Origin of the sequence: Streptomyces sp. NPDC004658 (assembly GCF_040609555.1) — a bacterium.
GTDB lineage: Bacteria > Actinomycetota > Actinomycetes > Streptomycetales > Streptomycetaceae > Streptomyces.
On the sequence record NZ_JBEXKG010000118.1, the window covers coordinates 1 to 24,372 of the forward strand.

At 73.4% G+C, this 24,372-nt stretch carries 26 protein-coding genes and 1 pseudogene; 18 read left to right on the forward strand and 9 right to left on the reverse strand.

What is annotated here, in order from left to right:
• The coding region (locus ABZV94_RS29940) for an ABC transporter ATP-binding protein (RefSeq protein ID WP_356345815.1) at positions 1–501 on the forward strand (501 nt) is incomplete at its 5' end.
• Positions 502–617: 116 nt separating this feature from the next.
• On the opposite strand, the gene ABZV94_RS29945 is transcribed toward ABZV94_RS29940, so the two are convergent.
• Positions 618–2,750, reverse strand: coding sequence for a prolyl oligopeptidase family serine peptidase (locus ABZV94_RS29945; protein ID WP_356345817.1), 2,133 nt, complete (start codon positions 2,748–2,750; stop codon positions 618–620).
• Between the two features lie 172 nt (positions 2,751–2,922).
• On the opposite strand from ABZV94_RS29945, the gene ABZV94_RS29950 reads away from it, so the two are divergent.
• From ABZV94_RS29950 to ABZV94_RS29985, 8 genes are all read left to right on the forward strand, one after another.
• Complete coding sequence (locus tag ABZV94_RS29950; RefSeq protein WP_030649813.1) at positions 2,923–3,117, forward strand: hypothetical protein; 195 nt, start codon at positions 2,923–2,925, stop codon at positions 3,115–3,117.
• A 48-nt stretch (positions 3,118–3,165) separates the two neighbouring features.
• Positions 3,166–4,026: an N-acetyl-1-D-myo-inositol-2-amino-2-deoxy-alpha-D-glucopyranoside deacetylase gene (gene mshB, locus ABZV94_RS29955; RefSeq protein ID WP_356345819.1), complete on the forward strand. Its 861-nt coding sequence runs from the start codon at positions 3,166–3,168 to the stop codon at positions 4,024–4,026.
• Positions 4,023–4,439 (forward strand): DUF6113 family protein, encoded by a 417-nt coding sequence (locus tag ABZV94_RS29960; RefSeq protein WP_356345821.1) that lies wholly within the window; start codon positions 4,023–4,025, stop codon positions 4,437–4,439. Before mshB ends, ABZV94_RS29960 begins: the two co-directional genes overlap by 4 nt.
• A gap of 193 nt (positions 4,440–4,632) precedes the next feature.
• On the forward strand, positions 4,633–7,083 hold the full coding sequence (locus ABZV94_RS29965) for a hypothetical protein (RefSeq protein ID WP_356345822.1): 2,451 nt from the start codon (positions 4,633–4,635) through the stop codon (positions 7,081–7,083).
• A 141-nt stretch (positions 7,084–7,224) separates the two neighbouring features.
• Positions 7,225–8,154: an ABC transporter ATP-binding protein gene (locus ABZV94_RS29970; protein ID WP_356345823.1), complete on the forward strand. Its 930-nt coding sequence runs from the start codon at positions 7,225–7,227 to the stop codon at positions 8,152–8,154.
• Positions 8,151–8,891 (forward strand): ABC transporter permease, encoded by a 741-nt coding sequence (locus ABZV94_RS29975; RefSeq protein ID WP_356345824.1) that lies wholly within the window; start codon positions 8,151–8,153, stop codon positions 8,889–8,891. The genes ABZV94_RS29970 and ABZV94_RS29975 overlap by 4 nt, the downstream gene beginning before the upstream one ends.
• Positions 8,892–8,896: 5 nt before the next feature.
• Complete coding sequence (locus ABZV94_RS29980; protein ID WP_356345826.1) at positions 8,897–10,090, forward strand: histidine kinase; 1,194 nt, start codon at positions 8,897–8,899, stop codon at positions 10,088–10,090.
• Complete coding sequence (locus ABZV94_RS29985) at positions 10,087–10,701, forward strand: response regulator transcription factor (RefSeq protein ID WP_356345828.1); 615 nt, start codon at positions 10,087–10,089, stop codon at positions 10,699–10,701. The genes ABZV94_RS29980 and ABZV94_RS29985 overlap by 4 nt, the downstream gene beginning before the upstream one ends.
• A gap of 9 nt (positions 10,702–10,710) precedes the next feature.
• Here the strand turns inward: ABZV94_RS29985 and ABZV94_RS29990 are convergent, their stop codons facing one another.
• The 3 genes and pseudogenes from ABZV94_RS29990 to ABZV94_RS30000 all read right to left on the reverse strand — a co-directional run.
• A complete protein-coding gene (locus ABZV94_RS29990; protein ID WP_356345830.1) occupies positions 10,711–11,577 on the reverse strand; it encodes a transglutaminase-like domain-containing protein in 867 nt (288 codons plus the stop codon).
• Positions 11,578–11,606: 29 nt separating this feature from the next.
• Positions 11,607–11,894, reverse strand: coding sequence for a hypothetical protein (locus ABZV94_RS29995; RefSeq protein WP_356345831.1), 288 nt, complete (start codon positions 11,892–11,894; stop codon positions 11,607–11,609).
• A 265-nt stretch (positions 11,895–12,159) separates the two neighbouring features.
• A pseudogene (locus ABZV94_RS30000) lies at positions 12,160–13,155 on the reverse strand (GNAT family N-acetyltransferase); the annotation flags it as partial.
• A gap of 140 nt (positions 13,156–13,295) precedes the next feature.
• Between ABZV94_RS30000 and fdxA the strand changes: the two are divergent.
• Positions 13,296–13,616 (forward strand): ferredoxin, encoded by a 321-nt coding sequence (fdxA, locus tag ABZV94_RS30005; protein WP_014674796.1) that lies wholly within the window; start codon positions 13,296–13,298, stop codon positions 13,614–13,616.
• A gap of 132 nt (positions 13,617–13,748) precedes the next feature.
• Complete coding sequence (locus ABZV94_RS30010) at positions 13,749–14,846, forward strand: bifunctional succinyldiaminopimelate transaminase/glutamate-prephenate aminotransferase (protein ID WP_356345834.1); 1,098 nt, start codon at positions 13,749–13,751, stop codon at positions 14,844–14,846.
• Between the two features lie 80 nt (positions 14,847–14,926).
• Here ABZV94_RS30010 and ABZV94_RS30015 read toward each other — a convergent pair whose 3' ends face one another.
• Both ABZV94_RS30015 and ABZV94_RS30020 read right to left on the reverse strand, forming a co-directional pair.
• Positions 14,927–15,394: an ATP-binding protein gene (locus ABZV94_RS30015; RefSeq protein ID WP_356345836.1), complete on the reverse strand. Its 468-nt coding sequence runs from the start codon at positions 15,392–15,394 to the stop codon at positions 14,927–14,929.
• Between the two features lie 287 nt (positions 15,395–15,681).
• Positions 15,682–16,698 carry a heavy metal transporter gene (locus tag ABZV94_RS30020; protein ID WP_356345838.1) on the reverse strand — a complete coding sequence of 339 codons (1,017 nt, stop codon included), beginning with the start codon at positions 16,696–16,698 and terminating at the stop codon, positions 15,682–15,684.
• A gap of 104 nt (positions 16,699–16,802) precedes the next feature.
• Here ABZV94_RS30020 and dapE point away from each other — a divergent pair, with 104 nt between their 5' ends.
• Together dapE and ABZV94_RS30030 are read left to right on the forward strand one after the other, a co-directional pair.
• A complete protein-coding gene (gene dapE / locus ABZV94_RS30025; RefSeq protein ID WP_356345840.1) occupies positions 16,803–17,882 on the forward strand; it encodes a succinyl-diaminopimelate desuccinylase in 1,080 nt (359 codons plus the stop codon).
• A gap of 106 nt (positions 17,883–17,988) precedes the next feature.
• Complete coding sequence (locus ABZV94_RS30030) at positions 17,989–18,747, forward strand: TIGR00730 family Rossman fold protein (RefSeq protein WP_356345842.1); 759 nt, start codon at positions 17,989–17,991, stop codon at positions 18,745–18,747.
• A gap of 52 nt (positions 18,748–18,799) precedes the next feature.
• Here ABZV94_RS30030 and folP read toward each other — a convergent pair whose 3' ends face one another.
• Positions 18,800–19,660, reverse strand: coding sequence for a dihydropteroate synthase (gene folP / locus ABZV94_RS30035; RefSeq protein WP_356345844.1), 861 nt, complete (start codon positions 19,658–19,660; stop codon positions 18,800–18,802).
• A 139-nt stretch (positions 19,661–19,799) separates the two neighbouring features.
• Between folP and ABZV94_RS30040 the strand changes: the two genes are divergently transcribed.
• Together ABZV94_RS30040 and ABZV94_RS30045 are read left to right on the forward strand one after the other, a co-directional pair.
• Positions 19,800–20,165: a DivIVA domain-containing protein gene (locus ABZV94_RS30040; protein WP_356345846.1), complete on the forward strand. Its 366-nt coding sequence runs from the start codon at positions 19,800–19,802 to the stop codon at positions 20,163–20,165.
• On the forward strand, positions 20,162–20,749 hold the full coding sequence (locus tag ABZV94_RS30045; RefSeq protein ID WP_356345848.1) for a DNA-3-methyladenine glycosylase I: 588 nt from the start codon (positions 20,162–20,164) through the stop codon (positions 20,747–20,749). Before ABZV94_RS30040 ends, ABZV94_RS30045 begins: the two co-directional genes overlap by 4 nt.
• 1 nt (position 20,750) lies before the next feature.
• Here the strand turns inward: ABZV94_RS30045 and ABZV94_RS30050 are convergent, their stop codons facing one another.
• Positions 20,751–21,554 carry an enoyl-CoA hydratase-related protein gene (locus ABZV94_RS30050; protein ID WP_356345850.1) on the reverse strand — a complete coding sequence of 268 codons (804 nt, stop codon included), beginning with the start codon at positions 21,552–21,554 and terminating at the stop codon, positions 20,751–20,753.
• A gap of 372 nt (positions 21,555–21,926) precedes the next feature.
• On the opposite strand from ABZV94_RS30050, the gene ABZV94_RS30055 reads away from it, so the two are divergent.
• A complete protein-coding gene (locus tag ABZV94_RS30055; protein WP_018544333.1) occupies positions 21,927–22,094 on the forward strand; it encodes a DUF3117 domain-containing protein in 168 nt (55 codons plus the stop codon).
• 84 nt (positions 22,095–22,178) lie between these two features.
• On the opposite strand, the gene ABZV94_RS30060 is transcribed toward ABZV94_RS30055, so the two are convergent.
• A complete protein-coding gene (locus tag ABZV94_RS30060) occupies positions 22,179–22,877 on the reverse strand; it encodes an O-methyltransferase (protein ID WP_356345854.1) in 699 nt (232 codons plus the stop codon).
• A gap of 234 nt (positions 22,878–23,111) precedes the next feature.
• Between ABZV94_RS30060 and sigE the strand changes: the two genes are divergently transcribed.
• Both sigE and ABZV94_RS30070 read left to right on the forward strand, forming a co-directional pair.
• A complete protein-coding gene (sigE, locus tag ABZV94_RS30065; protein ID WP_356345856.1) occupies positions 23,112–23,828 on the forward strand; it encodes an RNA polymerase sigma factor SigE in 717 nt (238 codons plus the stop codon).
• The coding region (locus ABZV94_RS30070) for a zf-HC2 domain-containing protein (RefSeq protein WP_356345852.1) at positions 23,825–24,372 on the forward strand (548 nt) is incomplete at its 3' end. The genes sigE and ABZV94_RS30070, both read left to right, overlap by 4 nt.

Consider the following 24,372-nt stretch of genomic DNA (forward strand, 5'->3'; position numbering starts at 1 on the left):
GCCCTCGACGTCTCCGTCCAGGCCCAGGTCATCAACCTCCTCCACCGCCTCCAGAGCGACTTCCACCTCTCCTACCTCTTCATCGCCCACGACCTGTCCGTCGTCCGCCACATCTCCGACCGCATCGCCGTCATGTACCTGGGCCGCATCGTCGAGACCGGCAGCGACACCGAGATCTACGACCACCCCACCCACCCCTACACCCAGGCGCTGCTCTCCGCCGTCCCCGTCCCCGACCCCGACGCCCGCGAACACCGCGAACGCATCATCCTCACCGGCGACGTCCCCTCACCCACGAACATCCCCTCCGGCTGTCGCTTCCGCACCCGCTGCTGGAAAGCACAGCAACGCTGCGCCGTGGAGGTCCCCGCGCTGGCCGTGCCGGCGGCCTTCCGTGACGCGGCCGGTCCCGCCGCGCACGCCTCGGCCTGCCACTTCGCGGAGGAGAAACAGGTGGTGCCGCCGGAGGAGTCCCGGCTGAACGGCAACGGGCCGGGGTGACATGGCGCACCCCGGCCCGCTCACGGCACCCGCACGGCCGTACGTTCTTCAGGCTCCCGTGTCCGTATATCGGTACCGCTTCCGTCAAGTTGCCTATGTGTTAACGAGGTTCACGTTCACCGGGACCCGTCCGGCTGGGGGAGGGAGCGCCGGAGGAAGTCCAGCTGGAGCAGGAGCAGGTTCTCCGCGACCGTCTCCTGCGGGGTCATGTGGGTCACCCCGGACAGCGGCAGCACCTCGTGCGGGCGGCCCGCGGCCAGCAGCGCGGAGGAGAGGCGCAGAGAGTGGGCGACGACCACGTTGTCGTCCGCCAGCCCGTGGATGACCAGCATCGGGCGGTGCGGCTCGGCGGGGTCGACCAGCCCCGCGTCGTCGATCACCGAGTTGCGCCGGTAGACCTCCGGCTGCTCGCCCGGGTCGCCGAGATAGCGCTCCTGGTAGTGGGTGTCGTACAGCCTGAGGTCGGTGACCGGCGCGCCGACCACCGCCGCGTGGAAGACGTCGGGGCGGCGCAGCACCGCCAGCGCCGCCAGGTAGCCGCCGAAGGACCAGCCCCGGATGGCCACCCGGGTGAGGTCCAGCGGGTACCGCTCGGCGAGCGCGTGCAGGGCGTCGACCTGGTCCTGGAGGACGACCGCCGCCACGTCGTCCCGGATCGACTTCTCCCAGGCCGGCGAGCGCCCCGGGGTGCCCCGGCCGTCGGCGACGACCACCGCGAAGCCCTGGTCGGCGAACCACTGGGAGGTGAGGTGGGCGTTGTGCGCGGCGACCACCCGCTGGCCGTGCGGACCGCCGTAGGGGTCCAGGAGGACCGGCAGGGGAGTGTCACCGTGGTAGTCCCGTGGCATAAGCACGGCGCACGGAATTCGGCGTGCGCCCCCCTGCGTGAGCGTCACGCGGGGGGACAAACCAGGATCTTCGGCGTAAGACCGGACAGTGGCCGTCGGTTTTCCGTCACACAGCACCTGCACCCGGGCACCCGGCCGGTCCAGCGCGGCGGACACGAGGACGGTCACGTTCCCGGAGCGCACCGCCGAGTGCACACCGGGTTCCTGCGACAGGCGCTCCACGCCCAGCTCGTTCACCCGGTACACATGGACTTCGCCAATTTCCGGCGCCTCGGCCTCCGGACCGGAAGAGGCGGAAACCAGTACGTCGTCCGCACCCACGTCCAGGACCGCGCGCAGATGCAACTGACCGCTGGTCAGGGGGCGTTCGCCAACCGCCAGAACCCGTGCGCCCCCCTCGTCCGCGATACGGACGAGCTGCCCGGAGGGGTTCCAGCAGGGCACACCGGCGAACAATTCCAGCCAAGTTGGATCTTCATCGGCGTGCACCATCCGCGTGGCCCCGGAATCCGGGTCCACCGCCAGGTACAGCTGGCTGCGCTGATCCCGCGCCTGCACCAGCACCAGCGGCGCACCCGCCTCTGACCAGTGCACACGCGCCAGATACGGATAGCGCGTCCGGTCCCAGACCACCTCCGTGCGCGTCCCGTCCAGCCCGCACACGAACAGGCGGACGTCCGCGTTCGGGGTGCCCGCGGCCGGGTACCGGATGCCGGCGGGCTCGCGCTCCGGGTGGGCCGGATCCGAGATCCACCACCGCCGTACCGGCGTGTCGTCCACGCGCGCCACGAGCAGCCGGTCCGACCCCGGAGCCCACCAGAAGCCCCGCGAACGCGCCATCTCCTCGGCGGCGATGAACTCCGCGAGGCCGTAGGAGACGTCCGCCGACTCCGGCTCGGCCAGCGCGCGGTCGTCGTTCCCCTCGGCGCCCACCACCCGCAGCGCGCCCCGGGCGACGTACGCGACGTGCCGGCCGTCGGGGGACGGGCGCGGGTCGATCACCGGTCCGGGGACGGGGAGTTCACGTGCCGTCCCGGCGCGCAGCTCCGCCGTGAAAAGCCGCCCTGACAAGGCGAAAGACGCCAACTCCAGGGCGCCGTCGGTGGCGTAGCCGATGATGCCGGCGCCGCCCTCGCGGCTGCGCTCGCGGCGCGCCCGCTCCTCGGCCGACAGTTCCTCGGCGGCGCCCTGGAGGAGTGCGCGCGGATCGGCCGCCAGGCGCTCCGCACCCCCCGGAAGATCCAGTACCCACAGGGAGTTGGCCCGGTCGGAGCCCGAACCGGAACGCAGGAACGCGACACGCGAACCGTCGGGTGCCACGGTGAACGCACGCGGCGCGCCGAGCGTGAACCGCTGGGTCCGGGCGTGCCGACGGGGGAAGGAGTCAGCCTCGGTCGTCATACCCCGACCATATTGGCCATGCGCCCCCTTGTGCGGCTGTGCGCCGACCGATGCGCGAGCACGGATAGTTATGATCACTACCGCAGAGTGGGTATGAACCTGCTGGCGTCTGCATGGATTTGCTCTACTGATCTAGAACCCGCGTCCCTGGGATCTTTGGAGGTGAGCCGCCGTGGCACTCTCGATTTCGGCGGTGGTGCTGCTGGCGATCATCGTCTTCCTGTTGATCAAGAAGTCAGGGCTGAAGGGCGGCCACGCGGTCGTCTGCATCCTGCTCGGCTTCTATCTCGCCTCCTCGACCGTCGCTCCCACGATCAGCGAGCTGACGACCAACGTCGCCAGCATGATCGGCAGCATCAAGTTCTGACGGCCGGCGTCGCGGGGACGGGCACGGGGACCTCGTAGGGTGGTGGTCATGACGGAACTGCCCTCCCGGCGTCTCCTCCTGGTGCACGCGCACCCGGACGACGAGTCGATCAACAACGGCGCGACCATGGCCAGGTACGCGGCCGAGGGTGCCCACGTGACCCTGGTCACCTGCACCCTGGGGGAGCGGGGCGAGGTCATCCCGCCGGAGCTGCGGCATCTGACGGGCGCCGCGCTGGGCGCGCACCGGCGCGGCGAGCTGGCCGCGGCCGTCTCCGCGCTCGGCGTCACGGACGCCCGGCTGCTCGGCGGCGCCGGGCGGTACGGCGACTCCGGGATGATGGGCCTCGCCGACAACGACGACCCCGGCTGCTTCTGGCAGGCCGACGTCGACGAGGCCGCCGGGAGGCTCGCCGAGGTGATCCTGGAGGTCCGCCCCCAGGTCCTCGTGACGTACGACGACAACGGCGGCTACGGCCACCCGGACCACATCCAGGCCCACCGCGTCGCCATGCGCGCGGTCGACCTCGCGGCCGAACGCGGCCACCGGATCGCCAAGGTGTACTGGAACCGCGTCCCGCGGGCCGTCGCCGAGGCCGCCTTCGCCCGCCTCCAGGACGAATTGTCCGCACTGCCGTTCGACAAGAGCGCCGCCGTGGACGACGTACCCGGAGTGGTGGCCGACGAGCGGATCACCACCACGGTCGACGGCACCGCGTACGCCGCCGCCAAGGCCGCCGCGATGCGCGCCCACGCCACCCAGATCGAGGTGGCCGAGCCGTACTTCGCGCTCTCCAACGAACTCGCCCAGCCGCTGTTCACCACCGAGTACTACGAGTTGGTGCGCGGGCCGGGGGAGCGCGGGGAGACCGACCTGTTCGCCGGCCTCGACCTCGGGGAGGCGCCGTGAGCGACAGCGGAAACGGCTCCCTGCTGGCCCAGCCGCTGCGCCCGCCCTCCGCCGGACGGGCCGCCGCCCTCGTCGGCCTGTTCCTGCTCGGCGCCGTCACGGGCCTCGCCGGGGCCCTCGTGCAGGCCGCCTGGTTCCCCGGAGGACTGCTGCTCGCCCTCGCGGGGGCCGCAGGACTCTTCCTCGGCGGCGCGTACGCCACCGGCGGCCGGGGCGGGGCGGTCGCGCCGGCGGCGGGCTGGGTCGTCGCCGTCATCCTGCTCACCACCACGCGCCCGGAGGGCGACTACCTCTTCGGCGCGGGCGGCAGCTCCTATCTGTACCTGCTCGGCGGCATGGCCCTCGCTGTGATCTGCGCCACCGTCGGCGCGGGACGGCAACCGCGGGGCGGTCCCGCCCGACTTGGCAAGTGACGTACCACTTCGCCGTGCCGCGCACGTGCGAGTCCGGTGTTGGTTTCCCCGGCGGTCGTGGGAAACGCGCCAGAAGCGGCCAGTATGGTGGTGCGCGCCGCCGAGCCTCCCCCAAGTTCTCGACTGCGCTCGAACAGGGGGTCCCCCCAGCTGAGGTCGAAACGGGCGGCGGAGCCAACCGGGAGAACCTGCCTTGAGTCGTGAAACTGACACTCCGTCCTCCGGGCCCAACGGGCGCGGCGGAGCCGCATACCCCTCCGGCACGCCGCCGTACGGGACCCCCATGGCTTCCGACGACGGTACGGGCGCGGGCCGTTCGGGCACGCGGCCGGAGGAGAAGAAGACCGAGACCACGCTGACGACCCGGATCCGGATCAACATCCCCGGGTCCCGGCCCATCCCGCCGGTCGTCGTGCGCAAGCCCGTCGGGGACGGCGAGGGCGCCGGGGAGGAGGCGCCGGCCGCCGAGCCGCGGCCCGCGGCCGACCGGCCCTCCGCCGGCGCCGCCGAGCCCCCGGCCGAGCCCGCCGCCCAGGCGGAGGAGAAGACCAGCGACTGGTTCGCGCCGCGCAAGTCCGGCGCGCCCAAGGGCGGTCCGGGCGGTGGCGGCACGAACGGCGCCGGGATGCCCGGCGGTTCCACCGCCGCCGGTACCTCCTCCGGCGTGCCGGGAGCCCGTTCGGGTGGTCCGGGAGCTCCGGGCGCGTCCGGTACCACCGGTGCGCGCCCCGGTGGTGTGGTCGGCTCCATGAGCGTGCCGGGCGGTCCCCGCCCCGGCGGTACGAACGGCAAGGGCCTGCCCGGCGCCACCGGCGGCCCGGTCGCCCCGGGACACGGCGGGGGCACCGGCTCCTTCGACGTGACCGAGGCCCTGACCGCGGGCGCCCGGGGCGGCGGCTCCCGCCCCGGATCCACCGGCCCCGACGAGCCCCGCCGCGACGACCTGCCGTACTTCTCGGAGAACGGCGGCCAGGACGACTTCGGCACGGGCACGGCGGGCGCCGGCGGCCACGACGGCTTCGCCGGCGGGGCCGCGGGGGCGAACGCCCACGACGGCTTCGGCACCGCGGGCGCCGGCGGCCAGGACGGCTACGGCGCGGGTGCGGCCGGGGCCGGCGGCCACGACGGTTTCGCCGGCGGGCACGACGGCTACGGCGGTGCCGCGGGCGGTGCCCGCGGGAACGGCGGTCCCGGTGGCGCCAGCGGCTTCGACGGCCCCGGTGGCCACGGCGGCCCCGGTGGTCCCCAGGGCGGGCCGGCCGGCCCCACCAGCGGGCCGGTGACCGGCGACGGCACCCTCGTCCCGCCGGCCGCCGGCGGCGTCGGCATGGGACCCGGCGAGCCCTTCGACGGCCCGGCGGGCGCCGGCTTCGGCGGCCAGGGCACCTCGCCCGCGCGCAGCGCCCTCTCCGACATCGCCGACCTGGACGCCCCCGGCGGTGCCGGCCGGCCCGGCGGCGGACTCAGCGACGACACCGCGATCCTCACCCCGCAGAAGCCGGCCCCGGAGCCGGGCACGCCCGGATACCGCTCCCCGTCCGCCGACAACGTCTCCGGACACACCGTCACCAGCGGCATCCCGGTCGTCCCGAACGCCGGCAACCCCCCGTTCGGCACCCAGCCCGGCGGGCCGGCGGCGCCCGCGGCGCCCAAGCCCGCGCAGGCCGCCGCGCCCAAGGCGGCGGGCAAGCCGAAGAAGAAGGGCCGCAGCAAGCTGATGCTGCTCGTCGTCGGCGTGTTCGTCGTGGCGGGCGGTGCCTACGGCGCCGGACTGCTGATGAACCACACCGACGTGCCCAAGGGCACCACCGTGCTCGGTGTCGACATCGGCGGCGGCACCCGCGACGACGCCGTCAAGAAGCTGGACGAGGCCTTCGGCAGCCGGGTGAACAAGCCGCTGAAGCTGGCCGTCGGCGGCAAGACGGTCACCCTCACGCCGGAGAACGCCGGTCTCCAGTTCGACTACCAGGCCACGGTGAGCGAGGCCGCGAAGAGCGACTACAACCCGGTCCACGTCGTCGGCTCCCTCTTCGGGCAGAAGCGCGTCGTCCAGCCGGCCATGCCGGTGGACGAGGAGAAGCTCCAGGCCGCTCTCCAGCAGGCCGGCGGCGGCGCGGGCTCGGCCACGGACGGCACCATCAAGTTCGAGCCGGGCGGCAAGGCCGTGGCGGTCTACGGCAAGGCGGGCAAGGCCATCGACGCCGGCCGCTCGACCACGGCGGTCGAACAGGCGTACCGCACGCTGGTGGAGACGGGCAGCACGTCCCCGGTCACCGTGCCGACCACCATCAAGCAGCCGACGGTGTCGAACGCCGAGGTGGACCGCGTGATGAACGACTTCGCGAAGCCCGCGATGTCCGGCATCGTGCGGGTGCAGACCGACGCGGCCCACAGCATCCGGTTCGGCCCGGTGTCACTGCCGAAGATCCTCGGCTTCAAGGCCGTGGACGGCAAGCTCGTGGACACGTACGACCTCGACGCGCTCAAGGAGGCCTACGGCAGCACCTTCGACGGCGTACAGATCCAGACCGCGACCGGCAAGCGCGGTGTCCTGCCGCAGGACGTGGTCGCCGCGCTGCGCAAGGCCCTGCGGGGCAAGACGGAGGCGGAGCGGGTCGGGGTCATCGACACCAACCCGAGCTAGCGGGCCGTTCCCAGGGGGCGCTCCCGGCGCGGGGGCGCCCCCTCGCCGTGTCCGTCACCTGATCCGCGTGACATCTGTCATGCGGCACTCAGGACCCTGGGCACTGCCCGGCACCGGGCCCCCGCCGCCAGCATGGACGGCATGACGACGACAGCGGCACCGGCCACCACCACCCCGGTGGTCGGCTTCGACCAGGTGACCAAGACGTACGGGAGCGTGCGGGCCGTCGACGGCCTCTCGCTCCGGCTGTACCCGGGCGAGACCGTCGCCCTCCTCGGCCCGAACGGGGCCGGCAAGTCCACCACCCTGGACCTGCTCCTCGGGCTCAAGCAGACCGACAGCGGCACGGTGAGCCTGTTCGGCACCAGCCCGCGCGAGGCGATCGTCGCCGGCCGGGTCGGGGCGATGCTGCAGAGCGGCGGCCTGATGGACGGGGTCACCGTCGCCGAACTCGTGAAGCTGGCCTGCTCCCTGCACCCGCGGCCGTACCCGGTCTCCGACGTGCTGGCCCGCGCGGGCATCGCCCAGATCGCCGACCGCAAGGTCGACAAGCTCTCCGGCGGCCAGGCGCAGCGGGTCCGCTTCGCCCTCGCCACCGCCGGCGACAGCGATCTGATCATCCTGGACGAGCCGACCACCGGCATGGACGTCTCCGCCCGCCAGGCCTTCTGGGCCACCATGCGGGAACAGGCCGGCCAGGGCCGCACGGTCCTCTTCGCCACCCACTACCTGGAGGAGGCCGACGCCATCGCGGACCGGGTCCTGGTGCTGCACCGGGGCCGGCTCCTCGCCGACGGCACCGCCGCCGAGATCAAGGCCAGCGCGGGCGCCCGGCGGATCTCCTTCGACCTCACCGGTGACATCGACGAGAGCGCCCTGCGCGGGCTGCCGTTCCTCACCTCGATCGACGTCTCGGGCCAGACCGTACGCATCCAGTCCGCCGACGCCGACGCGACCGTGCACGCGCTGTACGGCCTCGGCGTCTACCCCCGCAATCTCGAAGTCGCCGGGCTCGGTCTGGAGCAGGCCTTCGTCGCCATCACGGAGGCCGAGGAGGCCAAGCAGTCGTGAACGCCCTCATCAAGCTCGAACTGGCCCGCGCCCTGCGCAACAGGAAGTTCCTGTTCTTCTCGGTGCTCTACCCCTCGATCATCTACCTGATCTTCTCCAGCAGCGCCGGCTCGGCCGAGCGGGTCGACGGCAGCGGCCTGACCGTCGCCACCTACCTGATGGTCTCCATGGCCTCCTTCGGCGCCCTGACCGCCGTCCTGATGGGCAACAGCGAGCGCATCGCCAAGGAACGCGAGAACGGCTGGGTACGACAGCTGCGGCTCACCCCGCTGCCAGGCCGGGGCTACGTCCTCGCCAAGACCGCGAGCGCCGCCGTGGTGAGCCTGCCGGCCATCGTCGTCGTGTTCGCCGTCGCCGCCGGCATCAAGGACGTACGCCTGGACGCCTGGCAGTGGCTCGCCCTCACCGGGGTCATCTGGGCCGGCAGCCTCGTGTTCGCCGCGCTCGGCGTCGCCCTCGGCTACCTCGCCTCCGGGGACGCGGTCCGCCCGATCACGATGATCGTCTACTTCGGCCTGTCGATCCTCGGCGGCCTGTGGATGCCGTCCACGACATTCCCGCAGGTCCTCCAGGACATCGCCAAGTGGCTCCCCACACACGCGTACGCTGCCCTGGGACGGGCGATCGAGCAGAGCCAGGCCCCGCACGCGGCGGACATCGCCGTCCTCGCCGTCTACTTCGTCCTCTTCGCGGGCGGCGCGGCCTGGCTGTACCGGAAGGACACGCTGAAGGCGTGAGCGCGATGACGGAAGACCACCTGACCCGCGAGAAGTGGCCGGAACACCAGGTGCGGCTGGGCCAGGGCCCCCGCACCCGGCGTGACGTGCTGACCAAGGTGCTGTGGATCGGCGTGTGGCTGGTCTTCCTCAGCTCCCCCGTCGACGACCTGGTGGGCGGCCACCACACCGCGCGCGCCACCCTCGCCGGCGCCCTGGGCCTCGCCGCGTTCGTCGGGGTCTACCTGGCGCTGGTCTTCCGCAACGTGGGCCGGCCCTTCGCGCCCCGCACCGTCGTCGGCCTCCTCGTGGTCCTGGCCGTCCTGGCCCCCGTGCTCGCCTACACCCTCGGCAGCGCCTGGCTCGGCCTCTTCGTCTACCTGTCGGTGGCGTGCGGGGCCACCCTGCCGGTCCGGGCCTCGTACTGGGCGATCCCGGCGACGGCCGCGCTGATGTACCTCGTCGGGCTGCACTCGAACGAGAAGGAGGCCCGTGGCCTGCTGCTCCTCGTCGTGCTGATCGGGTTCGCCATGGTCGGCGTGGGGCAACTGGTGCGCACCACCATCGAGTTGCGCAAGGCGCGGGCGACCGTCGCCCAGCTCGCCGCCAACGAGGAGCGGCTCCGCCTCGCCCGCGACCTGCACGACCTGCTCGGCCACTCGCTGTCGCTGATCACGCTGAAGAGCGAGCTGGCCGGCCGCATGCTGCCCGGCCACCCCGACAAGGCCGCCCAGCAGGTCGCCGACATCGAGCAGGTCAGCCGGCAGGCCCTGGTCGACGTCCGGGAGGCCGTCACCGGCTACCGGCGGCCCCGGCTTGCCGCCGAACTCGCCGGAGCCCAGGTCGCCCTGGCGGCGGCCGGGGTCACCGCCGAGGTGCCCGCCGAACCCGACCTCGCCGGGGTGCCCGAGGAGGCCGAGTCCGCGCTGGCCTGGGCACTGCGCGAGGCGGTCACCAACGTGGTCCGGCACAGCGGCGCCGACCGCTGCGTCGTGGGGCTGCTGCGCCGGCAGACCCTGGACGGGCCGGTGCTCGAACTCTCCGTCGAGGACAGCGGGAGCGGGGGCTCCGGGAAGGGGCCCGGCAACGGGCTGACCGGGCTGACCGAGCGCCTGGAGAAGGCCGGCGGCACCCTGGAGGCGGGCCGGGTCAAGCACGGCTTCCGGCTCGTCGCCCGCGTGCCCACGGCCACCGGGGCGGACGTAGGATCCGGGGCATGACGAGCATGATCAAGGTCCTTCTCGCCGAGGACCAGTCGATGGTCCGCGAGGCGCTGGCCGCACTGCTCGGCCTGGAGGACGACATCGAGGTCGTCGCCCAGGTGGCGCGCGGTGACGAGGTGCTCGCGGCCGTCGGCGCGCACGGCGTGGACGTCGCGCTGCTCGACATCGAGATGCCGGGCTGCACCGGCATCGAGGCCGCGGCCCGGGTGCACCGGGAGCATCCGCAGGTCAAGCTGGTCGTCCTGACCACCTTCGGACGCCCCGGCTACCTGCGCAGCGCCATGGAGGCGGGCGCCGACGCCTTCCTCGTCAAGGACGCCCCGGCCGCACAGCTCGCCGAGGCGATCCGCAAGGTGCTGGCCGGCGAGCGGGTCATCGACCCCACGCTGGCCGCCGCCGCGCTCGCCGAGGGCGCCAACCCGCTCACCGAGCGCGAACGCGAGGTGCTGCGCGCGGCGGCCGACGGCTCCACCAACGCCGAACTCGCCCAGGCACTCCACCTGTCCCAGGGCACGGTCCGCAACTACCTGTCGACCGCCATCCAGAAACTGGCCGCGCGGAACCGGGCGGAGGCGGTACGGATCGCCCGGGACAAGGGCTGGCTGTGAGGGGCCGCCTCAGTTGAGCTTGGACCTCGCCGTGCGCGCCTCCTGCCGGACCTTCTGGGCCGCCGACTCGTCCACCACCTCGATCAGGTCGGCGTAGTGCTGTAGCTCCTCGGCGCCCGCGACGAACTCGCCGCGCTGCACCAGCAGTTGCCCGCGCTCGTAGCGCAGCCGTGCCGGATGCGAGGGGATGAGCAGCGCCAGCTCCACGGCTCTGAGCGCGACGTCCGACCGTTCCGGCCGGGCCGCCGCCCACGCCCGGATGTTGTTGAGGATCCGCTGGACGACCTCCAGGGGCGCCGCCGGCTCCAGCATCGACGGGTCCAGCGGCGTGCCCGTGGCGCCCACGACCAGCAGCTCGGCGTCCGTTCCGGTCAGCACCCGGCCACCGTCGAACGGATCGGCCAGCACCTGCTCCGCCGCCGGGCCGAACCCGACCACGAAGTGCCCCGGCAGCGCGACCCCGTACACCGGGGCGCCCGCCCGGCGCGCGACCTCCAGCCACACCACCGACAGCAGGATCGGCAGCCCGCGCCGTCGCCGCAGCACCTCGTGCAGCAGGGAGGACTCCAGCCGCTGGTAGTCGCCCGGAGTGCCGTGGAACCCGTAGCGGGTGCCGAGCAGCCGTCGTAGGGCCTCCGCCCATGCCCGCGGCCCGCCCGGCCGGTACGGCAGCTCGCCCGCCAGCCGGTCCAGCTCCGCCTGCGCGGCGTCGATGCCGGCCTCGTCCAGCGAGCCGTCCGTCTCCGCGCCGATCAGCAGACACAGCGCCGACAGGTCCGGCCGCTCGGACCGGGCCTCCTCGGCGAACCGCCGCCGCAACTCGGCGGAGCGGTCCGGAGGGGGCGGATACGGGGGCGGCAGATACGGATGACTCATGCCAGCCTCATGCCCTTCCACGGCGAGTTCTACGGCCACCCGAGACGGGACGCCTGCGGCGCCCTGGGCACGGGGTCGTCGCTGGGGTGGGTCCGGTGGCCGGGGTGGCGGCTCGTGCGGGTTCGGTGGCCGGGGTGGTGGCTCGCGCGGGTCCGGTGGTCGGGGTGGTTGCTCGCGCGGGTCGAGCCGCCCGGGTGGCCGGGGTGGTGGCTCGCGTGGCCGGGGTGGTGGCTCGTGCGGGTCGAGCCGCGCGGGTGGTCGCCCGCGCGGGCCCGGCCGCGGGGGTGGTGGCTCGCGCGGGTCCCGGCGCCGGGCATGTCACCTTGCCGGGGGCGGGTGCCGGGCGCGTCACTCGCCTGGGCCCGGTGTCTCGGTGTTCTGCGGCACGGATCGGGTCTCGGGGCTGTCCTTGGGCAGGGATCGGGTCTCGGAGCTGTTCTGCGGCAGGGACCCGGTCACGGGGGTGTTCTCGGGCAGGGACCCCGTCCCGGGGCTGTCCTGCGGCGCGGACCCCGTCTCGGACGAGTCCCCTGGCGAGGGCCGGTCGGTGGAGGCGGGCGGCTGCTCCGGCGGGCTCTGCTCCTCGGGGGCCCGGTAATGGTGGTAGGCGTGGTGCGGGGTGAAGCCGAGGGCGCGGTAGAGGGCTCGGGCGGAGTCGTTGTCCGTCTCCACCTGGAGCCAGGCCGCCGAGGCGCCCTCCTCCAGCGCGCGCCGGGCCAGCGCGGCCATGACCTCGGTGGCCAGCCCCTGCCGCCGCCGGCGGGGGTCCACCTCGACCGCGGCGAACCCGGCCCACCGCCCGTCCACGACACACCGCCCGATCGCCGCCGGCGGCTCGCCCTCCCCGGCGCCGGGGACGGAGGCGAACCACACCGACGGCCCGGACCCGAGCACCCGCAGGGCCACCTCGCTCACCCCCTTGCGCTGGTACCGCCCGAGCCACGCCTCGTCCGCCGCCCGGGACAGGACCACGCCCGCGCCCCCGGCCCGGTCCGCGACCGGCGCCAGCGGACCGATCCACAGCTCGGCGGTGACCTCCCGGACCCAGCCGCGCCGCTCCAGCTCCGCGCACAGCAGCTCCTGCGTGCCCTCGGCACCGGTCGCGGTCTGCACGTACGCGGGCAGGCCGCGCAGGCCGTACCACCGTCGTACGGCCGCCAGGGCCGCGTCGAGCGGCAGCCCGGGGTCCCCGATCGGCAGCACGCTGTTGGCGCGCCGCGTGAAACCGCCCGCCGCCCGCAGCTCCCACTCGCCCAGCCGCTCGCTCTCCACCGGCCGCCACGCCCGGGAGGTGACCCGCGCGAGTTCCGGGTAGGTGGCGGCGGGCCCCCTGCGGCGCGCCGGGGCGGCGGGCACGACCTTCCCGGCGACCAGCGCGGATTGCGGGATCCGGACGCGTTCGCCGTCCCGCCGTGTGATCATGAGCACGCCGTCGTCCCATGATGTGAGAACACCCACCGTGTCAGTGAACTTCTCCGGTCCGCCACCGGGTTCGCCCAACCGCCGTACAGAGACCCGTTTCCCCACGTCAGCAGGGGTGATTCGGACCTCCAGGCGTCCTTTCGCCGAGATTTCCACTGGTCAGTTCACCCCTCCTGTTCGGATCATGCTCCGGAACGGAGATACTAGGGGCGGGCATCGACGACGCCGCGCTCCCGCGCGCCAGGCGGCGGAGCCTGAGGAGGCCCGCCAGCGCCCTATCGAGGAGGAACGACAGCGTGACCTACGTCATCGCGCAGCCTTGTGTCGACGTCAAGGACAAGGCGTGCATCGAGGAGTGCCCGGTCGACTGCATCTACGAGGGCCAGCGGTCCTTGTACATCCACCCGGACGAATGCGTCGACTGTGGTGCCTGTGAGCCGGTCTGCCCGGTCGAGGCGATCTTCTACGAGGACGACGTCCCGGAGGAGTGGAAGGACTACTACAAGGCGAACGTCGAGTTCTTCGACGAGCTCGGCTCGCCCGGCGGCGCGAGCAAGCTGGGGCTGATCGAGCGCGATCACCCCTTCGTCGCCGCGCTGCCGCCGCAGGGCGAGTGACCGTCTGAGCGCCAAGCGGCCGCCCGCCACACAGCGCCGCGCCGCCTCGGTCCCGTACGGCCCGATCACCCCGATCAGCGCCGTACGGGACCGAGGCGTTTGCCGCACCGTACGAAAGTGAGCCTGATTCCCGTGTCCGCAGTCTCCGACCGGCTTCCCACGTTCCCCTGGGACAAGCTGGAGCCGTACAAGAAGACGGCCGCCGCGCACCCCGACGGGATCGTCGACCTCTCCGTCGGCACCCCGGTCGACCCGGTCCCCGAGCTGGTCCAGAAGGCCCTGATCGACGCGGCCGACTCCCCGGGCTACCCGACCGTCTGGGGCACCCCCGCACTGCGCGACGCGATCACCGGCTGGCTGGAGCGCCGCCTGGGCGCCCGCGGGGTCACCCACCGCCACGTCCTGCCGATCGTCGGCTCCAAGGAGCTGGTGGCCTGGCTGCCGACCCAGCTCGGCCTCGGCCCCGGCGACAAGGTCGCCTACCCGCGCCTCGCCTACCCCACCTACGAGGTCGGCGCCCGCCTGGCCCGCGCCGACCACGAGGTCTACGACGACCCGCGCGACCTGGACCCGGCCGGCCTGAAGCTCCTGTGGCTGAACTCGCCGTCCAACCCCACGGGCAAGGTCCTCTCCCGGCAGGAGCTGACGGACATCGTCGCCTGGGCCCGCGCCCACGACGTCCTCGTCCTCTCCGACGAGTGCTACCTGGAGCTGGGCTGGGAGGCCGACCCGGTCTCGGTCCTGCACCCGGACGTCAACGGCGGGTCCTACGACGGCATCGTCGCCGTCCACTCCCTGTCCAAGCGGTCCAACCTTGCGGGCTACCGCGCCGCCTTCGCCGCCGGCGACCCGGCCGTCCTGGGGCCCCTCCTGGAGATCCGCAAGCACGGCGGCATGATGACCTCCGCGCCGACGCAGGCGGCGGTCGTGGCCGCGCTCGGCGACGACGCCCACGTCCACGAGCAGCGCGAGCGCTACGCCGCCCGCCGCGAGGCCCTGCGGGGGGCGCTCCTCGCCAACGGCTTCCGCATCGAACACAGCGAGGCGAGCCTCTACCTCTGGGCCACCCGCGACGAGTCCTGCTGGACCACGGTCGCCCACCTGGCCGACCGGGGCATCCTGGTGGCCCCGGGCGACTTCTACGGCGAGGCCGGCGGCAACCACGTACGCGTGGCCTTCACGGCGACGGACGAACGCGTGCGTGCGGCGGTGTCCCGCCTGACCGCGTAGCCCACCCGCCCGTGCCCGGCGCACAGGCCGACGGGGCCCAGGAGGAGACCTGGACCCCGTCGGCGTTCACAGCCGGGCGCTCAGCCGCCCAGCGGCAGCCCCTTGGTCGGCAGGGAGGACGTCGGCAGGGACGACGTCGGCAGCCCGCCCTTGGTGAGGGAGTCCGTCGGCAGCCCGCCCTTCGTCGCGCCGGAGGCCGCGTCGCCCAGGACACCGCCCGCCGTCCCGGCCGCGTCGCCCGCGGCCTTCTGCGCCGCCGGCGCCGCCTTCTTCACGGCACCGCCGCCGGTCTTGCCCGCGGCCGGCACCGCCTGCTCGACCGCCTTGCCGCCCGTGTGGCCCGCGACGGTGGTGACGCTCTGCGCGGCACCGTCGACGGCGTTGCCGACGTGCGCGCCGTCCAGGGCGGTCAGACCGCCCAGGTTCGGGGTGGCCGCCGGCAGATTCGTGGCCGCTCCGGCGGAGCCGGCCGCACCGACCCCGGCAGCCGCTCCCGCTGCGACGAGCAGCGCGGCACGGGCGATCCGGCGGGTCAGAGGGAGGGACATGATGCTCCATTCGACGGGGAGAGAACGGTGTCTGTGTCCGGGGCCGTCTCCGGCTCGGACGCCGTGACTACCGCTCGAAGCCCGCGAAGGTTGCGGACGCCCCAGGTAAAGAATGGATAACGCGTCGCATTATCAGGTGTGGATAAAAACGGGCAAAGAGTTTCCGCCGGACAGCGTGCAGAATCCTTCCCGCCCTTGATTTCCAAGGGTTCACGGGACGGGAACGCCCTTCGCGTGAACTCCCGGGCGCCCCGGCACCGCGCAACCCGCCGGAGTGATCGCCCGTACTACTGTCCGGCCACGATCCGCACCGAGCCCACGGACGTCTCCGCGGACTTCCCCCCGGAGCCCTCCGCGCCCCCGGCCCCGTCCGACCCGGCCGTCCGCCACTCGCCGCCGCCGCTGCCCGCCGTCCACACCCGCCCGGCGTACGACACCCGCTCGATGTGCAGTGCCGAGGAATGGGCGACCGCCCACTGGGCCAGCTGCCAGCCCCGCTCCCGCTCGCCCCGCCCGGTCGCGTCCGTCCACGTGCCCTCCGGCACCGGGACCGTCACCGTCCGCCCGTGCGCGGTCGCGGTCACGCTCGGCGACGGGGACGGTGACGGCACGGGCGTCCCGCCCACCACCGCGCCGGTCTCCTGGAGCGCGTCCCGGCCGAAGTCCCGCACCAGCGCGTCCCGCACCGCGTCCGGCCCGGTCGCCGAGGTCGTCCGCTGCGGACGCCCGTCGCAGGTCAGCGAGGCCGCCGCCCGCCCGGTCAGGGCCGCCGCGAGCAGGATGGCGTCCGGCTCGTGCTTGGCGTAGGCCTCCGGGTAGCCGCTGCGCTGGACCCGCTGCGCGGCCACCGTCAGCGGCAGGTCCGTGTAGTCCGGCACCCTGGCCAGGTGCGCGTAGAAGATGCCCGCCGCGTAGGCCGGGTCCATGATCTGCCGCTCGGTGCCCCAGCCCTGCGAGGGCCGCTGCTGGAACAGGCCCAGCGAGTCCCGGTCGCCGTGCTCGATGTTCCGCAGCCCCGACTCCTGGAGGGCGGTCGCCAGCGCGATCGTCACGGCACGCTCGGGCATGCCGCGCCCGGTGCCGACGGCGGCGATCGTCGCCGCGTTCGCCGCCTGCTCGGGCGTGAACTCGTACGACGCCCCGTCACCCGAGGCCGAGACCACCTTGCAGCCGCGCGCACCGCCGCCTCCGGTGACGTACTGCACCACGAGGTACGCGGCGACGCCGCACAGGACCAACAGGGCCGCGGAGTAACGGATGAGGCGCCCGCGGCGCTTGGGACGGGTGGGGGACGGCTCTGGCACGCGTACAAGGTACTGGAGCCCCCCGGCACCCTCACGCGGGGTCCGCGGGTCCGCGCCGCCGCGCGCGCACCGGTCCCGGCGGGCACCGCGCTAGGGTCGTGACCATGGCCGACACCTCGCTTGACCTCACGCTGGACGCCGCCGCGCTGACCGCGCAGCTCGTGGACTTCCCCTCCGAGAGCGGCACCGAGAAGCCCCTCGCGGACGCCATCGAGGCCGCGCTGCGCGCCCTGCCGCACCTGACGGTGGACCGCCACGGCAACAACGTGGTCGCGCGGACGGACCTGGGCCGCGCCGAGCGCGTCATCCTGGCGGGGCACATCGACACCGTGCCGATCGCGGACAACGTGCCCTCGCGGCTCGACCCGGACGGGGTGCTGTGGGGCTGCGGCACGTGCGACATGAAGTCCGGCGTGGCGGTGCAGCTGCGCATCGCGGCCACCGTCCCCGCCCCCAACCGGGACCTGACCTTCGTCTTCTACGACAACGAGGAGGTCGCCGCCGACCTCAACGGCCTCAAGCACGTCGCCGAGGCCCACCCGGAGTGGCTGGCGGGCGACTTCGCGGTCCTGCTGGAGCCCTCCGACGGCGAGGTGGAGGGCGGCTGCCAGGGCACCCTGCGGGTGCTGCTGAGGACGAAGGGCGAGCGGGCCCACTCGGCGCGTGGCTGGATGGGCTCCAACGCCATCCACGCGGCGGCCCCCGTCCTGGCCCGCCTGGCCTCCTACGAGCCGCGCCGGCCGGTCATCGACGGCCTGGAGTACCGCGAGGGACTGAACGCGGTGGGCATCGGCGGGGGAGTGGCCGGGAACGTCATCCCGGACGAGTGCGTGATCACGGTCAACTTCCGGTACGCCCCCGACCGCACCGAGCAGGAGGCCGTCGCGCACGTCCAGGAGGTGTTCGCGGACTGCGGGGTGGAGGAGTTCGTGGTGGACGACCACAGCCCCGGCGCGCTCCCCGGCCTGTCCCAGCCGGCCGCCGCCGCCTTCATCGAGGCGGTGGGCGGGACCCCGCGGCCCAAGTACGGCTGGACGGACGTGTCCCGCTTCTCCGCGCTCGGCATCCCCGCGGTCAACTACGGCCCCGGCAACCCCCACCTGGCGCACAAGCGGGACGAGCGCGTGGAGACCGCGAAGATCCTCGCGGGCGAGGAACGGCTGCGGAACTGGCTCACCGCGTAGCGGGCGCGGGGCGCGCCACCGCACGCCGGACACGCTCAGGTCCCCCCGCCGTAACCCGCGTAGATCTAGTCTGAGATCGAACTACCGGCAAGCGGAGGGAGCGCACATGCCAACCGGCAACCCCGAGGGGAAGAAGCAGCCGCCGGACGAGCAGCGGCTCGGACCGGTCCTCCGACGGCGGGCCCAGGTGACGGCCAGCACGACCGACCAGCGGCTGCTCGACGAGCGCGCCCCCACGGACTGGGTCCACACCGACCCCTGGCGGGTGCTGCGGATCCAGTCGGAGTTCATCGAGGGCTTCGGCACGCTCGCCGAACTCCCGCCCGCCATCAGCGTGTTCGGCTCGGCGCGGACCCCGGTGGACTCGGCGGAGTACGACGCGGGCGTGCGGCTCGGTCGGGGGCTGGTGCAGGCCGGATGGGCGGTCATCACGGGCGGCGGCCCGGGAGCGATGGAGGCGGCTAACAAGGGGGCGTGCGAGGCGGGCGGCATCTCGGTCGGCCTCGGCATCGAGCTTCCCTTCGAGCAGGGGCTCAACCCCTACGTCGACATCGGCCTCAACTTCCGCTACTTCTTCGTCCGCAAGATGATGTTCGTGAAGTACGCGCAGGGCTTCGTGGTCCTGCCCGGCGGACTCGGCACCCTCGACGAACTCTTCGAGGCCCTGACCCTGGTCCAGACCCAGAAGGTCACCCAGTTCCCGATCGTCCTGTTCGGCAGCGAGTACTGGGGCGGCCTGGTGTCCTGGCTGAAGGACACCCTGGTGGCCCAGGGCAAGGCATCGGAGAAGGACCTCCGGCTGTTCCACGTGACGGACGACGTGGACGAGGCGGTGGCCCTGGTGTCCAAGGAGGCGGCCCGCTAGGTCCTCTTGCGCGGGGCCGGGAGGGGCGTCCGCCCGCCTCGGCCCCGGCCGGTCAGGCCAGGCCCCGGCGAGCCACGGCGGGGACCCGGTGGCCGGCGATGGACGCCACCATCTCCAGCACCTGCCGGGTCTCGGCCACCTCGTGCACCCGGTACACCTGCGCCCCCAGCCACGCGGACACGGCGGTGGTCGCCAGCGTGCCGATCAGCCGCTCCTTCACCGGCCGGTCCAGCGTCTCGCCGACGAAGTCCTTGTTGGACAGCGACACCAGCACCGGCCACCCCGTGGCCACCATCTCGTCCAGCCGCCGCGTCGCCTCCAGGCTGTGCCGCGTGTTCTTCCCGAAGTCGTGCCCGGGATCGATCAGCACCGACTCGCGCGGCACACCGAGCGCGACCGCCCGCTCGGCCAGCCCCACGGTCACGTCCAGGATGTCGGCCACGACGTCGTCGTACGTCACCCGGTGCGGACGCGTCCGCGGCTGCACGCCCCCGGCGTGCGTGCACACCAGCCCCACCCGGTACCGCGCGGCGACCTCCGCGAGCCCCGGGTCCACCCCGCCCCACGCGTCGTTCAGCAGATCCGCGCCGGCCTCGCACACGGCCTCGCCGACCTCGGCCCGCCAGGTGTCCACACTGATGAGCACATCGGGGAACCGGCGCCGTACCTCCGCGACGAAACCGACCGTCCGGCGCGCCTCCTCCTGCGCCGTGACCTCTTCCCCGGGCCCGGCCTTGACCCCGCCGATGTCGATGATCGCGGCGCCCTCGGCCACCGCCTGCTCCACGCGCGCCAGGGCGGGCTCGTCGCGGAAGGTGGCTCCTTGGTCGTAGAAGGAGTCCGGCGTCCGGTTCACGATCGCCATGATCACCGGCTCGTGCGGCCCGAATTCCCGCCTGCCCAGCCTGAGCATCCGCTGTGACCTCTCCTAGTACGTTCCGCAGTACGGCCGCCTGTGACCCTAACTGTCAGACTCGCATGGCACGATCGGAGCCTGACAGATTCGGCTTCCGGCACAGCGTCCGGTAACGAGCGTGGGGACCCCTAAGGCGATGGTGATGTTCTTGTTCCTGGTCGTCGCGCTGGCCGTCGTGGTCGCCGCGGTGACACTGGCCGTGGTGGGCGGCGGGGAGAGCGCCCCGCTGCCCGAGGCGGCTCCCGAGCGGCTCCAGGACCCCCTCCCGGCGGACCGCCCGCTGGGCCGCGCGGACGTGGAGAGCCTGCGCTTCCCCCTCGCCCCGCGCGGCTACCGCATGGCCGACGTGGACGACGCGCTCGGCCGGCTCGCCGCGGAACTGGCGGAGCGGGACGCCCGTATCGCCGACCTGGAGTCCGCGCTGGCCGGCGCGAGAGCCGCCGCCGCACACGGGCACGACGCGGAGCGGGACAAGGGCGAGGGCCCGGAGGAGCGGCGATGACCACCGGAGCGGCGATTCCCGGGCCGGACGGCGCCCTGCGCTGCCCCTGGGCCCTGTCCACCGCCGACTACGTGTCGTACCACGACGAGGAGTGGGGCCGCCCGGTCCACGGCGACGACGCCCTCTTCGAACGGCTCAGCCTGGAGGCGTTCCAGTCGGGCCTGTCCTGGATCACGATCCTGCGCCGCCGCCCGGGCTTCCGCGCGGCCTTCGCCGGCTTCCGCATCGAGAAGGTCGCCGCCTTCACCGAGGCCGACCGCGACCGCCTGCTCGCCGACCCCGGCATCGTCCGCAACCGGGCCAAGATCGACGCCACCCTCGCCAACGCCCGCGTACTGGCCGACTGGCCGGAGGGCGAGCTGGAGGACGTGATCTGGTCCCACGCGCCGAACCCGGCGACCCGCCCGGCCCCGAAGACCCTCGCGGACGTCCCGGCGGTGACCGGGGAGTCGACGGCCCTGTCCAAGGCCCTGAAGAAGCGGGGTCTGAGATTCGTGGGCCCGACGACGGCGTACGCGCTGATGCAGGCGTGCGGTCTGGTCAACGACCACTTGGAGGCGTGCGTCGCCAGAAGCGCCCCGTGAGCTACCGCCCCAGGTACTTCGGCTTCTCCTTGTTCACGAACGCCTGCACGGCGATCGCGTGGTCCTCGGACCGCCCCGCCCGGGTCTGGAGCTCGTCCTCCTTCTCCAGCGTCTCGGCGAGGGAGTGTGTCAGCCCGAAGGCGACCGCCTCCTTGATCGCCGCGTAGGCCACCGTCGGCCCCGAGGCGAGCGCCCGCGCCACCTTCCCGGCCTCCGCGCGCAGCTCGGCGGAGGGGACGACCCGGTTGGCGATCCCCAGCTCCAGCGCGTCCTGCGCGCCGATGCTGCGCGGGAAGAGCAGCAGGTCGGCGGCGCGGCTCGGACCGATCACGCGGGGCAGTGTCCAGGAGATCCCGGAGTCGGCCGTGAGGGCCACACCGGCGAACGAGGTGTTGAAGGAGGCGCTGTCGGCCACCAGCCGGTAGTCCGCGGCGAGCGCGAAGCCGAACCCGGCGCCCGCCGCCACGCCGTTCACCGCCGCGACCACCGGCTTCGGCGCCCCGGCGAGCGCGCGCACGATCGGGTTGTAGTGCTCCCTGACCGTGGTCATCGTCTGCCCGGACCCGGTCTCGCGGTCACTGGCCAGCAGACCGATGTGCTCCTTGAGGTCCTGGCCCACGCAGAAGGCCCGGTCGCCGGCGGCGGTCAGCAGGATCGCCCGTACGGCCGTGTCGCCGGCCGCCGATTCCGCCGCCTCCCGGAGGGCGACCTTGGTCGCGATGTTCAGCGCGTTCATCGCCTCGGGGCGGTTGAGCGTGATCGTCGCGAGCCCGTCGCTCACCTCGTAGAGCACGGTGTCGGCCATGGCGCATCCCCTCCGGTTCGCGGCTGGTGACGTACCGCTCAGTACGTCCCTGTCTGAGGACAGCATGGCGGAGATCGCCGTCGAAGAGCCGGACGCGACGTGTGACCTGCGTCAAAGAAATCCGGAGCGGAAACGGTCGGCGGATCTTCGTGCGGGGGCGCAGTATCGCAGGCACATCGCCGAATTGGGTGGTTTTGCTCGCGCGCGTTGCCCAAGCGATGCCGACTGATGTTGGTCATCGGGTCCTGCGATGCGGGATAATGGCTTGGAAGCAATGTGTTCGATGCCGGTGTCGCGTGTCCGTTCCGGATGGCGGGTGCCCCCGCGGGGCCGTCGGCAGACGATGAGCTGGTTTCAGGAAGGGGAACGAGCATGGCGGCCATGAAGCCGCGGACGGGTGATGGCCCGCTCGAGGTGACCAAGGAGGGGCGGGGCATCGTCATGCGCGTTCCGCTCGAAGGCGGCGGTCGACTCGTCGTCGAGCTGACCCCTGACGAGGCCGAGGCGCTCGGCGACGCCCTCAAGAAGGTCGTCGTCTGACGTCCCAGCGATCAGTCCTTCCGGCTGCCCCGGCATCGTACGCGGTGCCGGGGCAGCCGCGTTCCGGCGCCCCCGCCCGGGTGCTCAGCGTTTGACGGCGCACAGCAGGCCGTCGCCCACCGGCAGCAGCGACGGGACCAGCTCCTGGCTCTCCCGCACGGTGCGCAGCAGTTCGCGCAGCCGTAGCACCTCGGTCGGCTGCGGCCCGGAGTCGACCGTACGGCCGTTGGCGAACACGCCCTCGAAGACGACCAGGCCGCCCGGCCGCAGCAGGCGCAACGATTCAGCGAGGTAGTCCGGGTACTCCAGGCGGTCACCGTCGCAGAAGACGAGGTCGTAGCCGGCGTCCGCGAGACGCGGGAGCACGTCCAGCGCGCGGCCGGGGATGAACCGGGCCCGGTTGCTGGCGAAGCCGCAGACGCGGAAGGCCTGCCGGGCGAACTGCTGGTGCTCCGGCTCGGTGTCCACCGTGGTGAGCACCCCGTCCGGCCGCATCCCGTGCAGCAGATGGATCCCGGACACACCGCAGCCCGTTCCGATCTCCGCGACCGCCTTCGCGTCGACCGAGGCGGCGAGCAGTCGCAGCGCGGCGCCCGTGCTGGGCGACACCGAGCGCAGCCCTGCCTCGCGGGCCCGTTCGCGGGCCCAGCGCAGCGCTTCGTCCTCGGCGACAAAGGCGTCGGCGAACGCCCAGCTCGTCTGCCGGTTGCCGGTAATGACCCTCTCCTGTCCCCGTGGTTGCCTGGGCGTGACTGTATCCGTTGGCGGCGGGAACCCGCAGATGGGACCGGGCGTTTACAGGGGTGAGCCGGTGACCGGGTGCGCGACGGGGGGCGAGAGGTGGATCAGGACGCCGAGCAACTGCTGACGCAGGCGCATGAGCCGTGTCAGCGTGTGTCAAATTCTCATAAAACCGCTTATCCGGAGCTAACGGGCGAGGTGGCTATGGTAGGGGCTCCACTGGACACCACCAGAGCCGACAGGGGAGGTGCGGCCGCGCCCGAGGACCGGGGTGGAGTGCTGCGGCGCTTCCTCGGGTCGGCGGGCAGGCCGAAATCCGTGACCGACACCGCTGCCGACAGCCACGCCGCCGGTCCCGCCACGGGCGAGACCCAGACCGCGACCTTCGCCACCGACGCGGACGGGCAGGCGTGGACTCCGCCCGCGTGGGAGGAGATCGTCAGCACGCACAGCGGCCGGGTCTACCGACTCGCCTACCGCCTGACGGGCAACCAGCACGACGCCGAGGACCTCACCCAGGAGGTCTTCGTCCGTGTCTTCCGTTCCCTGTCGACGTACTCGCCGGGCACCTTCGAGGGCTGGCTGCACCGCATCACGACGAACCTGTTCCTGGACATGGTCCGACGCAAGCAGCGCATCCGCTTCGACGCCCTCGGCGAGGACGCGGCCGAGCGCCTGCCCAGCCGGGAACCCACCCCGCAGCAGCTGTTCAACGACGCCCACTTCGACGCCGACGTCCAGCAGGCCCTCGACACCCTCGCGCCCGAGTTCCGCGCCGCCGTCGTCCTGTGCGACATCGAAGGACTGTCGTACGAGGAGATCGCCGCGACCCTCGGCGTGAAGCTCGGCACGGTCCGCTCCCGCATCCACCGCGGCCGGTCCCAGCTCCGCAAGGCCCTCGCGCACCGCTCCCCGGAGGCCCGCGCGGCCGAGCGGCGCTCCTTCCTGGCCCCCCGTGTCCCCGCTCTGGGGGGAGGGGGCGCGACCGCGTGAGTGGATCTCGGCCGAAACCTGTCGAGGAGGCGCGCCTCGCAGAGCAGCACCTGGGAGACCGGCTCTCCGCCCTCGTGGACGGAGAGCTCGGTCATGAGACGCGTGAGCGCGTCCTCGCACACCTGGCCACCTGCGCCCGGTGCAAAGCGGAGGCGGACGCCCAGCGCGCGCTGAAGAACGTGTTCGCGGAGGCGGCACCGCCCCCGCCCTCGGCGAGCCTCCTGGCCCGCCTCCAGGGCCTCCCCGGGGGAGGTGACCCGGACGGCGGCGGCACGCCGTCGCCCGGGGGCGGATTCCCCGGCCACGGCCCCGCCCCGGGACCCGCCGGCGCCTCCGGGCCGTTCGGAGTGAGGCGCGGCGAGCGCCTCCCGTTCGGGTACGTCCCCGCCCGCGCCCCCGGCTTCCTCCCGGCCCGCGCGGACCGCGCGCCCGCACCGGAGGACCGCGGCTTCCGCATCCATCCCGTCGGCCGCCCGGACGACGGCCGCTCCGCGTCGCGCGGGCTGCGTTTCGCGTTCGCCGCGGCCGGCGCCGTGTCGCTGGC